This is a genomic window from Devosia lacusdianchii, from assembly GCF_022429625.1.
Taxonomy (GTDB): domain Bacteria; phylum Pseudomonadota; class Alphaproteobacteria; order Rhizobiales; family Devosiaceae; genus Devosia; species Devosia lacusdianchii.
Window position 1 is genome coordinate 2,940,291 of record NZ_CP092483.1, and the last position, 13,281, is coordinate 2,953,571.

Genomic DNA, 13,281 nt, shown 5'->3' on the forward strand with positions numbered 1-13,281 from the left:
CAACGGGCCGCGCGATCCATCGCGCGGCCCACCTCATTTCCTCCGCGGGGGCGCGTACCGATGAATTCCCTGATAATTGCCGGCATGCTGCTTGTATTGCTGGGTCTGGCCTACCAATCCGGCTGGGCCCGTAGCCGCAGTCTGGCGACCGCCAACGGCGTCAAGGTCCATTCCCGCCCGCAATATCACGGCTCCTACGTCGCCATCTGGACGCTGGTTCCGACCATCGTCATCGTCATCCTCTGGGCCTGGCTCGGCGATGGCATCACCCACAATTTCATCGTCAGCCAAATCCCCGTAGAAACCGTCCAGTCGCTCGATCAGGTCGGCCTCAACGCCACCATCGCCCGCATCAAGTCGCTGGCATCGGGCTATGGTGTGGCGGGCGAAGTCCTGCCCTATGAACAGACCGCGGGCGATGCGCTGCGCTCGTTCCAGTTCATCACATTTCTGGTTGTCATCGTTGCTGCCGCGGTGGCTGGTGTCGCGGCGCTGCTCTACGCCCGCAGCCGCATCACCGCCCGCCTCCGGGCCCGTAACGCCGTCGAGCGCGTCATCAATATCGCGCTCCTGGCCTGCTCGGCTGTTGCCATCCTGACCACCGTCGGCATCGTCGCCTCGCTGGTCAGCGAGGCCTATAAGTTCTTCACCTTCATCCACCCGATCGATTTCTTCTTTGGCACGGTCTGGAACCCCAGCTTTTCCTCCACCGGCGGTGGCGCGCACGGTCAGTATGGCCTGCTTCCGCTCCTCGCCGGCACGCTGATGATTACCCTCATCGCCATGCTGGTGGCCGTGCCGGTCGGCCTGATGGCGGCAATCCATCTCAGCCAGTATGCCCACCACAATTTCCGCGCTGTGGCCAAGCCGATCATCGAGATCCTGGCCGGCATTCCCACCATCGTCTTTGGGTTCTTCGCCCTGGTGACGGTTGGCCCATTCCTGCGTGATGTCGGCGGCTTCATCGGCCTCGATATCAAGGCGACCAGTGCGCTCACCGCGGGCGTGGTCATGGGCATTATGATCATCCCCTTCGTGTCGTCCCTATCAGACGACATTCTCAATCAGGTACCGCGCACCCTGCGCGATGGCGCCTATGGCCTGGGAGCCACCAAGTCCGAGACCATTCGCAACGTGCTGTTGCCCGCGGCTCTCCCCGGCATTGTCGGGGCCTTCCTGCTGGCTGTGAGCCGCGCCGTGGGCGAAACGATGATCGTGGTCTTGGCCGCCGGCAACTCGCCGGTCCTGCGTGGCAATCCCTTCGAGCCGGTGGCCACCATCACGGTGTCGATCGTCAACCAGCTGACCGGCGACTCGGATTTTGCCGGTCCCCAATCGCTGGTGGCCTTTGCTCTGGGTCTGACGCTCTTCGTCATCACCCTCTGCCTCAACGTCTTCGCCCTCTACATCGTCCGCCGCTTCCGGGAGCAGTACGAATAATCATGACCGATATGCTCTCCACTGACCACCAGGCCTCCATCGAACGCACCAAGCTGATCCGCGCCGGCTTGCGCAAGCGTCACCTCAGCGAGAATATCTTCAAGAGTCTCGGTCTGGCGGCCATTGTCGTGGCGCTCGGCTTTGTTGCCCTGCTGTTTGTCGACATCGTCCGCAAGGGGGCCCCGGCCTTCACTCAGTCCAATGTGCATCTGTCGGTAACCTTTGATCCGGCGATCATCGACGTCGAACCCGCCCCGGTCCGTGCCGACGGCCAGTCCGATGCAGACTTCCAGGCCGCCAACCTCAAGTGGCAACGTGACCTGGCTATGCTCAACTGGAACAAGGTTATCGAAGCCAGCCTGCGCGCTGCAGCGCCGGCCGGCTTCGAGATCGACTCCAAGGACCTGTTGGCCATCGCTGAAACCGATGCCCGCCACCAGGTTCGGGCGCAGTTTGTCGCCGATCCGTCCCTGCTGGGCAAGACTGTTGAAGTCGATGTCCTCGCGTCGGCCAATGCACAAAACTGGATCAAGGGAAACATCGATCGTTCGCTGGGCGATGCCCAGCAGCAACTCTCCGCCCCGGCTCGAGCGCTGATCGACGAAATGGTCGCCACCGGGGCCATCACCAACGGCTTCGCATGGTCCATCTTCACCAACGTCGATAGCCGATCTGCCCCAGCCTCCGCTGGCCTGCTCGGCGCCTTTGTGGGCACCTTGTGGATGATGCTGATCGTCATCGTGCTTGCCGTACCGATCGGGGTGGCCGCAGCGGTCTATCTCGAAGAGTTCGCGCCAAAGTCGCGCCTCACCGATCTGATCGAGGTCAACATCAACAACCTTGCCGCGGTGCCCTCGATCGTGTTCGGTCTCCTCGGCGCGGCTGCCTTCATCAACTACATGCACCTGCCCATCTCCGCCCCGCTGGTCGGCGGCCTGGTGCTGACCCTGATGACGCTGCCCACCATCATTATCGCTACCCGTGGCGCCCTGCTTGGCGTCTCCCCAGCGCTCCGCCAGGCCGCCCTCGGCATGGGTGCATCCAAGACGCAGATGGTGTTCCACCATGTGCTGCCGGTCACCTTCCCATCGATCCTGACGGCAACCATCCTGGGCGTGGCCCACGCGCTCGGCGAAACCGCCCCGCTGCTGCTCATCGGCATGAAGGCCTTTGTGGCCGCTGTCCCGGCGACGCCGCTCGACCAGGCCACCGCCTTGCCAGTCCAGATTTATCTCTGGCAGGGCAACGAAAACCGCAATTTCTTCGAACCCCGCACCGCCGCCGCCATCATGGTCCTCCTCCTCGTGATGATCATGCTCAACGGCGTCGCCATCTACCTGCGCTCGCGCCTCGAAAAGCGCGCCTAGGACAAGGACACGCCAAATGGATATGGTCGCCGGCAAGGTTAAGATGACCCAGCAATCAGTGAACACCACCATGAATCCCACCGACATGCTCGACCGCCAGATCCGGCTCACCGCCCGCGATGTCACCGTCCACTACGGTGCCAAGCAGGCCCTGCACGGCATCTCGATCGACATTCCCGATCGCGCCGTCACTTCCTTCATCGGACCCTCGGGTTGTGGCAAGTCCACCTTCCTGCGCTGCATCAACCGCATGAATGACACTATTGAAGGCGCCAGGGTCGGCGGCACTATCAAGCTCGACGGCGAGGATATCTATGATCCCGCCCTCGACGTCGTCGAGCTGCGCGCCCGCATCGGCATGGTGTTCCAGAAGCCCAATCCCTTCCCCAAGTCGATCTACGAGAACGTTGCCTATGGCCCGAAAATCCACGGCCTGGCTCGTTCCAAGACCGATCTGGACGAGATCGTCGTGTCCTCGCTCCGCAAGGCCGGCCTCTTCGAGGAGGTCAAGGATCGCCTCAACGAAGCCGGCACCGGCCTCTCCGGCGGCCAGCAGCAGCGCCTCTGCATCGCCCGCGCCATCGCCGTCGGTCCCGAAGTCATCCTGATGGACGAGCCCTGCTCGGCCCTCGACCCGATCGCGACCGCCATCATCGAGGAACTCATCGACGAACTGCGCGAGAACTACACCATCGTCATCGTGACTCACTCCATGCAGCAGGCTGCCCGTGTGTCGCAAAAGACGGCCTTCTTCCACCTGGGCAATCTGATCGAGGAAGGCGTCACCGAAGACATCTTCACCAACCCGGTCAACAAGCAGACCCAGGACTACATCATGGGCCGCATCGGCTAAGGCGAGGAATCACAATGGCTACCGAACACATCGTTTCGTCCTACAATGACGAGCTTGTTGCTCTCGCCCAGACCATCGCCGAAATGGGCGGGCAGGTCGAAGTCGCGATCGAGAACGGCACCAAATCCCTGCTCAAGCTCGACCGCGAGCTGGCCGACGTCACGATCATTGCCGACCAGCGGATCGACGACATGCAGCGCAAGATCGATGACATGGCCGTCTCGATGATCGCCCGCCGCCAGCCCATGGCGTCGGATCTGCGCGCCATCATCACCGCCATCCACGTCGCTTCCGATCTGGAACGCGTCGGCGACATGGCCAAGCAACTGGCGCGCCGCTCGCTCAAGCTCGAGGGCATGAGCCTGCAACCCACCTTCTACAACGGCGTCAAGAACATGACGGCGCTGGTGCTGCGGCAGATCAAGGAAGCGCTGGATGCCTATTCCAACCGCGATTCCGCCGCCGCTATCGAAGTGTGCAACCGCGACGACGAAGTCGATGCCATGCACACCTCGCTGTTCCGCGAACTCCTCACCTACATGATGGAAGATCCGCGCAACATCACGCCCTGCACGCATCTGCTGTTCTGCGCCAAGAGCCTCGAACGCATCGGCGACCACGCCACCAACATCGCCGAGCGCGCCTACTACTTGCAGACCGGCAAGCAGCTCACCGCCGACGTGCAGGAGCTGCACCGAACCCAGATCAAGGCCTAAGCCGCAAGAAGCGCTGAAGCCTCCCAACCACCGGCCCATACCTCCCCCTTGATGGGGGAGGCTAGGAGGGGGTGGAGCCACACGCACCGACGTGGTGCCAAGAGACCCGACGGGAGCCACCCATGCCCGCGACCATCCTCGTCGTTGAAGACGAAGGCGATATCGCCATCCTGCTGCGCTACAACCTCGAAGCCGAGGGCTTCCGCGTCGTCACCGCCGAAACCGGCGACGAGGCCCAGCACGCCATCCAGGAGAAGCTGCCCGATCTGATCCTGCTCGACTGGATGCTGCCGGAAATCTCGGGCATCGAACTCTGCCGCCGCCTGCGCGCCCGCGAGGAAACGGCCCGCGTGCCGATCATCATGCTCACCGCCCGCGGCGAGGAAGAAGAGCGCGTTCGTGGTCTTGCCACCGGCGCCGACGACTATGTGGTGAAGCCCTTCTCGGTGCCCGAACTGGTCGCCCGCATCCACGCCCTGCTCCGCCGTGCCAACCCGAACCTGGTCACCGCTGCCCTCAAGGTCGGCGACCTGGAGCTCGACCGCACCACCCACCGCGTACGCCGCGCCAACCGCGACGTCCACCTCGGCCCCACCGAATACCGCCTGCTCGAATATCTGATGCGCCATCCGGGCCGGGTATACTCCCGCGAACAACTGCTCGATGGCGTCTGGGGTAACGACGTTTACGTCGATGAGCGCACCGTCGACGTCCATATCGGCCGCCTGCGCCGCGCCATCAACCGCGGCCGCGAATCCGACCCCATCCGCACCGTCCGTGGCGCCGGCTACGCCTTCGACGAGAGATTTGCCCAGGTGGCTTGAGCCCCTTGGGCTTGCTGCTCTCACGGTGCCGTGCGGACGCGCAACCGATCCCCCATGGACCTCATCCTGAGCCTGTCGAAGGACGAGGTCGCGGCCACGGCTTGCCGGGGGCCCAATGACGCGTCATCCACCAGCGCAGCCCCTCCCCCTATCGGGAGGCTGGGAGGGGGCGTTCAACAAAGACACCCCTCACAGCGGATAAAACTCGATCCGCGGCACGCCCTCCTCCAGCCGCACGGTGGCGCCCACGCCATAGACATCAGCGATCCGTTCCGCCGTCAGCACCTCGGCCGGCGATCCAATCGCCACCACCCTGCCCTCGGCCAGCATCACCAGCCGGTGGCAGTAGCGCGCCGCCAGGTTGAGGTCATGCAGCGCCGCCAGCGTCGTCGTCCCCAGCCGCCGCACCAGCGCCAGCAGCTCGAGCTGGTGGCGGATGTCGAGGTGGTTGGTCGGCTCGTCCAGCACCAGGAACGGCGCCTCCTGCGCTAGCGCCCTCGCCACCAGCACCCGCTGCTTCTCGCCGCCCGATAGCGTGCTGAAGCTGCGCCCGGCGCAGTGGGCCATGCCCACCGTATCGAGGCACCGCGCCACGATCGCCCGGTCCTCCGGGCCGTCATTGGACAGCACAGCCTTGTGCGGCATGCGGCCCATGGACACCAGTTCACGCACCGTGAAGTCGAACTCGCCGGTGCGTTCCTGCGCCACCACGGCCATGCGCCGCGCCGCCTCGCGTGCCGAGAGCCGCCACACGTCGTCGCCCAGATGCAGCACTGCCCCGCCCATCGGCTTGAGCACCCGGTAGATGGTGCGCAACAGGCTCGATTTGCCGCTGCCATTGGGACCCACCAGGCCCACGAACTCGCCGTGTTCCACGCCGAACATCACCGAATCGACGATCCGCCGGTCCGCCGCCTCCACCGAGACGCCCTTGACCCATACCTGGTTCATGCCGCCTCCCGCTTGCGGCGCTGCGTCGCCAGCATCCAGATAAAGAACGGCCCGCCCAGCAACGCCGTGATCACGCCCACCGGCAATTCCACCGGAGCAAAGGCCATGCGGGCGATCACGTCGACCCAGATCAGGAAGATCGCGCCCACCAGCACCGCCACCGGCACCACCCGGCGGTGATCGCTGCCGACGAGCATGCGCACCACATGCGGAATGACCAGGCCGACAAAGCCGATCGCCCCGCTCACCGCTACCATCACGCCCGTCAGCAGCGACAGCACCACGAACAGCACCAGGCGCAACTGGCCGACATCGACGCCCAGCGTCCGCGCCGTCTCGTCGCCAACCAGCAGCGCATTGAGCGCCCGCCCGTTGACCGCCAGGTAGATCGTGCCGATCAGCAGCGCCGCGCCAGGCAGTCCCAGGTCGCTCCAGGCGGCTCCACCCAGGCTGCCCAGCAGCCATTCCATGGCGTTGCGCGCCAGCTCGCGATTTTCCGAGGTCAGCACGATCAGGCTTGTCAGCCCCGACAGCGAATAGCCGCAGGCCATGCCGGCCAGCACCAGCCGCAATGGCGACATCTGCCCCCCGGCGATCGCCACCAGGAACACCAGCACGAACGATACCAGCGCGCCGGCAAACGCCCCCGCCGGCACGGCATAAAGTCCAAGTCCGGCCAATGCCCCGGTGCCCAGCACCAGCACAGCGCCCACCGAGGCCCCCGATGAAATGCCCAGCACATAAGGGTCGGCCAACGGATTGCGCACCACCGCCTGCATGGCCACGCCCACGGCCGCGAGCCCACCGCCGACGAGCGCTGCCAGCAGCACGCGCGGCAGTCGCAGCGTCCAGACGATGCCCTCCTCGGCCGCCGTCCAGTCGCCGGCCGCGCCGGTGATCTTGGCCAGGGTGATACGCCACACCAGGCTGGCGTCCAGCGGCACCGGGCCGATGGTCACCGCCAGCGTCAGCGATAGCGCCAGCGCCAACCCAAGGGCCGCAACGATGAGCGCCACCGGCAGCGCCCGCAAATGCTCCCGCCAGCCGGCGGGAGCATTGAGTGTGTCCGTGGTCACGGGAACAGTTCCGGATAGAATCCGGCCGCCAGCGTCCGCACTGCCTCGGGGTTGCGCACGCCCTCGAAGGCCGAAGGCAGCGGCAGCACCACGAAGCGGTCGTTCTGCACGGCCGGCACACTGGCCAGGGCCGGATTGGCCTTGAGCAGCGCAATCTTGTCGGCGGCGCTCACCTGGCCATAGTCGTTGATCACAATCACCTCGGGCGCCCGCGCCACGGCTTCTTCCCAGCTCACATTGGCCCAGGTTTCGTCCACGTCGGCGAACACGTTGACGCCGCCGGCCAGTTCGATCAGGTGCGTCTGCAATGCCTTGCCTGTCGTGTAGATGGCGTCGGTGCCGCTGTCATAGACCATGACCGTCACTGGCGCGACGCCGGCCGCCTTCACCGTGTCCTGCACCGCGCCGATGTCGGCCTTGATGCTCTCGATCAGCGCATTGGCCTTGGGCTGGATGTCGAAGATCTGCCCCAGCTTGGCAATGTCCTCATAGACCACGTCCATGGTCGCGCCCTTGATCAGCGTACCGGTCACCGCATAGGCGTTGATGCCAAGCTCGCCGAGCTTTTCCACCGGCGCCACCGCCGTGTCGCGATAGGCGCTGAGGCGGCCGAAGGTGAAGTCGGCATTGGTGCCCAGCACCACTTCCAGCGATGGCGACCCGGTGCCATCGGACAGGATCGGGATGGCATCGTACTCGGCCTTGAGGCTGTCGAGCACCGGGTGGTTCATATAGGCGGTGCCGACCATTTTGGGCGCCAGGCCCAGCGCCAGCGCCAGCTCGGTGGTATGCCCGTTGAGCGTCACCATCCGCTCCGGCGCCTGCTCGAATACCAGCGTGGTTTCGCCATTCTGGATGGTCAGCGGGTAGCTGGTCTGCTGCGCCAATACCGGCGCCGAAACGGCCAGCAACAGGCCGGCCGCAAACAGGGTCGTCAACTTCATGGGGTCTCTCCAGATGAAAGGGATGGGGTGTCCAGCGGCGCAACATGCTGGACGATCAGGTCGGGCAGCGCCTCGCCGGCGCCGATGACGGTGGTGACGAAGCGCTCCACCGCCGCGCGGTCGAGCAGGCGGTACCATTCGCCGCGCGGATAGGCGGCCAGCAGTGGCCCCTGGCTGCACGGGTAGAGGCAGCCGGTCGTCGCCACCAGGCACTCCTTGCTGAGGCCGGCAGCGGTCAGTGCTTCAGTGAGCGCAATCTTGAGATTGGGAGCGCCGCGGAAATGGCAGCGCGGCCCGGTGCAGACCAGCAGGTGGTGCTTGAAGGGCGGCGCCTTGTTCCAGCCCGGCTTGCCCAGGCTCGGCTTCTGGTCGGTGATCGCCACCGCACCGTCGGTCCGGTCCACAGCGGCCTGTGCCATGCGTCCAAGCATATCGGCGTCGATCAGATCGTCATCGCCCAGCAGCAACTCGACGCCGTCACCGCGCTCGGCCTTCCAATGCGCCAGCACACCTGGAATCCAGGCCGCCAGGCTCTGCGAAAACGGCAACCCCAGCAGTTGCACCAGTATGCGCCCATGACCCTCATCGGCCAGCTCATCCAGCACCATGCCCAGATGCGGGCCGGTGCCCTCCAGCCGCACCAGCCGCGCCGGCACAGGCGATGCCGCGAGCAGGCCTTCAGCCAGCGCCGCCTGTCGGCCGGCACTCAGATATTGCTGGGATATGCAGAAGACTATTGCGTCAGGTCGAGCCATCTCGCCTTCTCCATAAGGGAGAAGGCCAATTCATCGACCGTGCCACGAAATTCGTGCCAGGTTCCAATCGCGCCCCCTGCCGGGGCACCTCGCCCGGCTACTTGGTCTTGCGCTCTGGCAGGTCTCCTGGCTCGCGGCTCTGGCGCTATCCGCAGCCTTCCCGGTCCCGGTGGACCAGTGGCATGCGCACGGATGGCTCGCCGCTTACAGTTGCGAGGGCAGCCACGGTATTGGCCCCTGATGGGTAATCCGCACCGTGTTCCCTTTTAATCCGCGCGTCCTGGCGGAACCGAAAGCGCGTCACTGGTAGCCGATCGCTTTTCCCCTCGCAAGAGGGCCGTCGGCTAACCGCGCGGCGCGAAGAGGATGATGCCAGCCGCGATCAGCGCCAGCGCGCCGCCGGTAAGGTCCCAGCGATCGGGCACCCGCCCCTCCACTGCCTACGGCCAGGCCAGCGACGCCACGATGTAAACGCCGCCATAGGCCGCAAAGGTTCGCCCGGCATGCTCGGCCGGAGCCAGCGTCAGCAGCTAGGCGAAAGCCACCAGCGCCGGCACGCCCAGAAGGCAAAACACCCGGCAATCTCGGCCAGCGCCGCCCCGGCATAGATCAGCGCCGTACTCACGATTACAGGCACGGCGCTACACCAGCACGTCTTCGTCGGTCGCCAGTATCTCGGCTATGATTTTGAGTCCGCGCTCCAGCATTGGCCGCGTCGGCGGCGCCATGATGCAGAGGCGCACCCCGGCCACCGGCGCCTCCCCCACCTGCACCGCCGTCGGTGGCGTCAGGCGCACCCCGGCCTCGCTGGCGCGCCGCGAAAATTGTTCCGCCCGCAATGCTGTCATCGGCAGCCACACATGTGGCGCCCCGCCAGGCATCGGAACGCTGGCTATGCCCAGCGCGACCTTGGTCAGCGCCAGCCGTTCGGTTGCCTCGGCGCGGATCGCGGCGAGTGCCTCCGCCGCTAGCCCGGTTTCGATCATCGCTATGGCAAGTTCGGCCGCATAAGGCGGCTGACCCCAGCTTTCCGCTCGCAACCGCCGCCGCACGCTCGCAGCCAGCGATGCTGGCGGCGCGATCACCCCCATTCGCACTAACGGGGTCAGGCTCTTGGATAGGCCCGTGACATAGATCACACGGTCAGGCACCAGTTCGCGATAGGTCAGGTTCCCCTTGGCCGCGTAGAACCCATAGATGTCGTCCTCGACGATCATCGCCCCGCGGCGTTCGGCGATGCGGGCCAGAGCCCGGCGCCGCTCCGGCCCCGTCTCGAACCCCAGCGGGTTCTGGCAGACCGGCGTGGTGTAGACGATCCGGGCACCGGTTGCCGCCAAAGCGGCGTCCAGCGCTTCGGGAATGAAGCCCTCGCTGTCATGCGCCACCGGCGACATGGTCATGCCAAGGTTGGTTGCAGCCGCAATGGCACCGGGAAAACTCGCGCTCTCGGTCAGGATGATCGTCCCGGCGATATCACGCAACGCAGCGAAGGCGAGATGCAGCGCCTGCTGCGCACCGTTGCAGAGAAGAATTTCGTCGGCATCAACAGCGGTGCGCGTCTGGCTCAACCACCCAGCCATGATGCGCCGTTGCCGCGCCGTCCCGCTGTGATCCTCATAGCCACCGAGGACGAGGCGGAGCGCATGCGTGTTGGCCAATTCCGTCGCCTCGGCCAGTCTCTGCGCACTGATGACCGGCGGCGGTGCGTTGATCGCCAGGTCGATGATACCACCATCGTCCTCGCCCACAGCCGAACCGAGCACGAACGTCCCGCGTCCGATTTCTCCCCGAACCACGCCACGCGCGCTAAGCGCATCGATAGCGCGGGTCACGCTGCCGATGGATACGGAAAACTGCTGCGCCAGCTGCCGGTGCGTCGGCAGGCGCGCCCCAGTCCGATAGCGCCCCTCGGCAATGGCCATCTCGACTGCGCTGGCCAGCCGCTCGTGCAGCGGCTGGCCATTGTCAGGCAGGTTCAACATTGTATCGCTAACGGCAGAAATTGTATCACTCATGAGCGAAGCCTTACGCTGAATGACACTGATTGTCCAACGCTCCATTAGGCCCCAAACAAGCTCCGGCCGGCGCCATCAGGCCAAGTCACATCCAATTATGTCAATACTATTGACATAACAATGATTGCCTGTTTGTATCACTCGTATCATTGCATGGTGAGACAAATGACGCCATCGGAATTTCGCCTCTCGTCCCGCGCCCAATCGATGAAGGCTTCGGAAATCCGCGAGCTGCTGAAGCTGGTGGGCAAACCGTCGATGATCTCGTTCGCGGGCGGCATACCCGATCCCGGCCTGTTCAATGTCGGCCTGTTTCAGGATGCCTGGCGTCACGCCTTCGGTGGCCCATCCATCGCCCGCGAGGCGCTGCAATATTCGACCACCGAGGGCTATGCGCCGCTGCGCCAATGGCTGGCCGACCACATGCGCAAGCTCGGCGTGCCCGCGACCGCGGAAAACATCCTCATCACCTCAGGTTCGCAGCAGGGGTTGGACCTCGTGGGCAAGCTGCTGCTCGACAAGGCCAGCAAGGTCATCACCGCGCGCCCGACCTATCTCGGCGCCCTGCAGGCCTTCTCCGCCCTCGAGCCGCAATTCGTTCCCCTCGAAGCACCGCAGCCGACCGGCCCCGATGCAGCCCGGCTGATCTACCTGGTCCCCGATTTCGCCAACCCAACCGGCCAGACCATGAGCCGGTCGGCACGCCAGAACGCCCTCGATCAGGCCAAAGTGCTCAACGCCGTGATCGTCGAGGACGCCGCCTATTCGTCCTTGCGCTATGACGGCGAAGACCTGCCCGCCATCGCCGCACTCGATGCCGCCGAGGCCGGCTCGATCGATGCCACACGCACGCTCTACTGCGGCACCTTCTCCAAGACGCTGTCGCCCGGACTACGGATCGGCTGGATCTGCGGCCCGGCAACCCTCATCCGCAAACTGGCCATGCTGAAGCAGGGCGCCGACCTGCACACCGCGAGCTTCAACCAGATGGTGATGCACCAGGTCGCCGAAATGGGCTTCGATAGCCAGCTCGAACGCATTCGCTCCGTTTACCGGGTCAGGCGCGATGCCATGCTTGCGGCGCTTGATCACCATGCCCCGCCCGGCCTGCGCTGGAAGAAGCCGGAGGGTGGCATGTTCATCTGGCTCGAACTGCCCGACCACATCGATGCTTATGTGCTGCTGGAGCAGGCCATCCGCCAGGACATTGCCTTCGTCCCCGGCGGCGCATTCTTCCCCGACGGCGCCGGTCGCAACACCATGCGGCTGAGCTTCTCACTGAGCGACGAAGCCCAGATCGAGGTCGGCATCTTCAAGCTCTGCAGCCTCATCGGCCAGCAGGCCATGGCCAAGGCGGTCAATGTGTACTGAGAAAGCCCGTGGTAAGGTTTCGATCCCACCATCGAATCGGACCTTCCCATGACCTCCGGCACCGAGCGGCTTAATCCGCTGCATCTGCTGGCCGCCTTCGGTACGGGCGGCCTGCTGACCCTTATGATTCATTTCAACGGCGAACTGGGACGCCACGGCAACGCGTTGTTCTCGTCCTGGGCGGCGCACGGCACTGGCACCGTCGCAGCCCTGCTGTTCCTCGCAATCCTCTATCGCAGCCGCCGCACCACCGCCGATAGGCCGGCAGGCAAAGCTCCGCTCTGGGCCTATCTCGGCGGCATTTCCGGCGCGGCGACGGTCATGTTGACCTCGACCACGGTCAACTCGCCGCTCGCTCTTTCCGGCACCCTGGCCCTGGGCCTCGCCGGGCAGGTGGTGTTTAGCCTCGCCGCCGATCGCTGGGGCCTGTTCGGCCTGCCCAAGCGCATCCCCGGCCCGCGCGACCTGGCCGCCCTGGCCCTGATCGTGGCCGGCAGCACGCTCATCATTCTCTTCGGCATGGGTGCGGCATGACCCTCTCGATCGCCTTCGCCTGCCTCGCCGGCATCCTCGTCGGCCTCAGCCGCCAGCTCAACGGACGGCTCGCCCTGTCGAGCTCGCCGTTGATCGCGTCGTTCTGGAACCACATTGTCGGCTTCGTCGCGCTGACCGCCCTGGGCCTCGCCATCGGCGGCCTGATCCCCGCGGGCGCTGCCCACGCCCCCTGGCACGCCTATATAGGCGGCCCCATCGGCGTCGTCTTCGTCGCCGCTGGCAGTTGGCTCATCCCACGCATCGGCGCCGTCAACACCGCACTCCTCGTCATCGGCGGCCAGATGGTCTCGGGCGTCGTGCTCGACCTGGTCCGACAAGTGCCCAGCACGCTCTGGGCCAGCGCGCTCGGTGTGGTTTTGATCCTGGCCGGCATGGCCCTGACCCAACGGCGGCGTTAGCCCCTTCACCTCTCCC

At 65.3% G+C, this 13,281-nt stretch carries 13 protein-coding genes, 1 pseudogene and 1 riboswitch; of the genes and pseudogenes, 8 read left to right on the top strand and 6 right to left on the bottom strand.

Going from position 1 to position 13,281, the window contains the following annotated elements:
• Positions 1-60: 60 nt before the first annotated feature.
• The 5 genes from pstC (at position 61) to phoB (ending at position 5,200) form a co-directional block, all read left to right on the top strand.
• Positions 61-1,440 carry a phosphate ABC transporter permease subunit PstC gene (pstC, locus tag MF606_RS14495; RefSeq protein WP_240230058.1) on the top strand — a complete coding sequence of 460 codons (1,380 nt, stop codon included), beginning with the start codon at positions 61-63 and terminating at the stop codon, positions 1,438-1,440.
• 2 nt (positions 1,441-1,442) lie between these two features.
• Positions 1,443-2,807 carry a phosphate ABC transporter permease PstA gene (gene pstA / locus MF606_RS14500; RefSeq protein ID WP_338084375.1) on the top strand — a complete coding sequence of 455 codons (1,365 nt, stop codon included), beginning with the start codon at positions 1,443-1,445 and terminating at the stop codon, positions 2,805-2,807.
• Between the two features lie 70 nt (positions 2,808-2,877).
• Positions 2,878-3,660, top strand: a complete 783-nt coding sequence (gene pstB / locus MF606_RS14505; RefSeq protein ID WP_240233857.1) for a phosphate ABC transporter ATP-binding protein PstB — start codon at positions 2,878-2,880, stop codon at positions 3,658-3,660.
• A 14-nt stretch (positions 3,661-3,674) separates the two neighbouring features.
• Positions 3,675-4,376 carry a phosphate signaling complex protein PhoU gene (phoU, locus tag MF606_RS14510; RefSeq protein ID WP_240230059.1) on the top strand — a complete coding sequence of 234 codons (702 nt, stop codon included), beginning with the start codon at positions 3,675-3,677 and terminating at the stop codon, positions 4,374-4,376.
• Between the two features lie 122 nt (positions 4,377-4,498).
• Positions 4,499-5,200 carry a phosphate regulon transcriptional regulator PhoB gene (gene phoB / locus MF606_RS14515; RefSeq protein WP_240230060.1) on the top strand — a complete coding sequence of 234 codons (702 nt, stop codon included), beginning with the start codon at positions 4,499-4,501 and terminating at the stop codon, positions 5,198-5,200.
• Positions 5,201-5,389: 189 nt separating this feature from the next.
• On the opposite strand, the gene MF606_RS14520 is transcribed toward phoB, so the two are convergent.
• The 6 genes and pseudogenes from MF606_RS14520 to MF606_RS14545 form a co-directional block, all read right to left on the bottom strand.
• A complete protein-coding gene (locus MF606_RS14520) occupies positions 5,390-6,151 on the bottom strand; it encodes an ABC transporter ATP-binding protein (RefSeq protein ID WP_240230061.1) in 762 nt (253 codons plus the stop codon).
• Entirely contained in the window at positions 6,148-7,227 is a 1,080-nt protein-coding gene (locus MF606_RS14525) for a FecCD family ABC transporter permease (protein WP_240230062.1), read from the bottom strand. The genes MF606_RS14520 and MF606_RS14525 overlap by 4 nt, the downstream gene beginning before the upstream one ends.
• A complete protein-coding gene (locus MF606_RS14530) occupies positions 7,224-8,171 on the bottom strand; it encodes an ABC transporter substrate-binding protein (RefSeq protein ID WP_240230063.1) in 948 nt (315 codons plus the stop codon). The genes MF606_RS14525 and MF606_RS14530 overlap by 4 nt, the downstream gene beginning before the upstream one ends.
• On the bottom strand, positions 8,168-8,926 hold the full coding sequence (locus MF606_RS14535) for a (2Fe-2S) ferredoxin domain-containing protein (protein WP_240230064.1): 759 nt from the start codon (positions 8,924-8,926) through the stop codon (positions 8,168-8,170). The genes MF606_RS14530 and MF606_RS14535 overlap by 4 nt, the downstream gene beginning before the upstream one ends.
• Before the next feature lie 100 nt (positions 8,927-9,026).
• A riboswitch (cobalamin riboswitch) is annotated at positions 9,027-9,235 on the bottom strand.
• Positions 9,236-9,270: 35 nt separating this feature from the next.
• A pseudogene (locus MF606_RS14540) lies at positions 9,271-9,554 on the bottom strand (YnfA family protein).
• Between the two features lie 13 nt (positions 9,555-9,567).
• Positions 9,568-10,941: an aminotransferase-like domain-containing protein gene (locus MF606_RS14545; RefSeq protein ID WP_240230065.1), complete on the bottom strand. Its 1,374-nt coding sequence runs from the start codon at positions 10,939-10,941 to the stop codon at positions 9,568-9,570.
• A 165-nt stretch (positions 10,942-11,106) separates the two neighbouring features.
• Here MF606_RS14545 and MF606_RS14550 point away from each other — a divergent pair, with 165 nt between their 5' ends.
• From MF606_RS14550 to MF606_RS14560, 3 genes are read left to right on the top strand one after another with little or no spacing between them, the layout of a single operon-like run.
• Positions 11,107-12,312: an aminotransferase-like domain-containing protein gene (locus MF606_RS14550; RefSeq protein ID WP_240230066.1), complete on the top strand. Its 1,206-nt coding sequence runs from the start codon at positions 11,107-11,109 to the stop codon at positions 12,310-12,312.
• A gap of 48 nt (positions 12,313-12,360) precedes the next feature.
• Complete coding sequence (locus MF606_RS14555; protein ID WP_240230067.1) at positions 12,361-12,846, top strand: DMT family transporter; 486 nt, start codon at positions 12,361-12,363, stop codon at positions 12,844-12,846.
• A complete protein-coding gene (locus MF606_RS14560; protein ID WP_240230068.1) occupies positions 12,843-13,265 on the top strand; it encodes a DMT family transporter in 423 nt (140 codons plus the stop codon). Before MF606_RS14555 ends, MF606_RS14560 begins: the two co-directional genes overlap by 4 nt.
• Positions 13,266-13,281 lie beyond the last annotated feature (16 nt).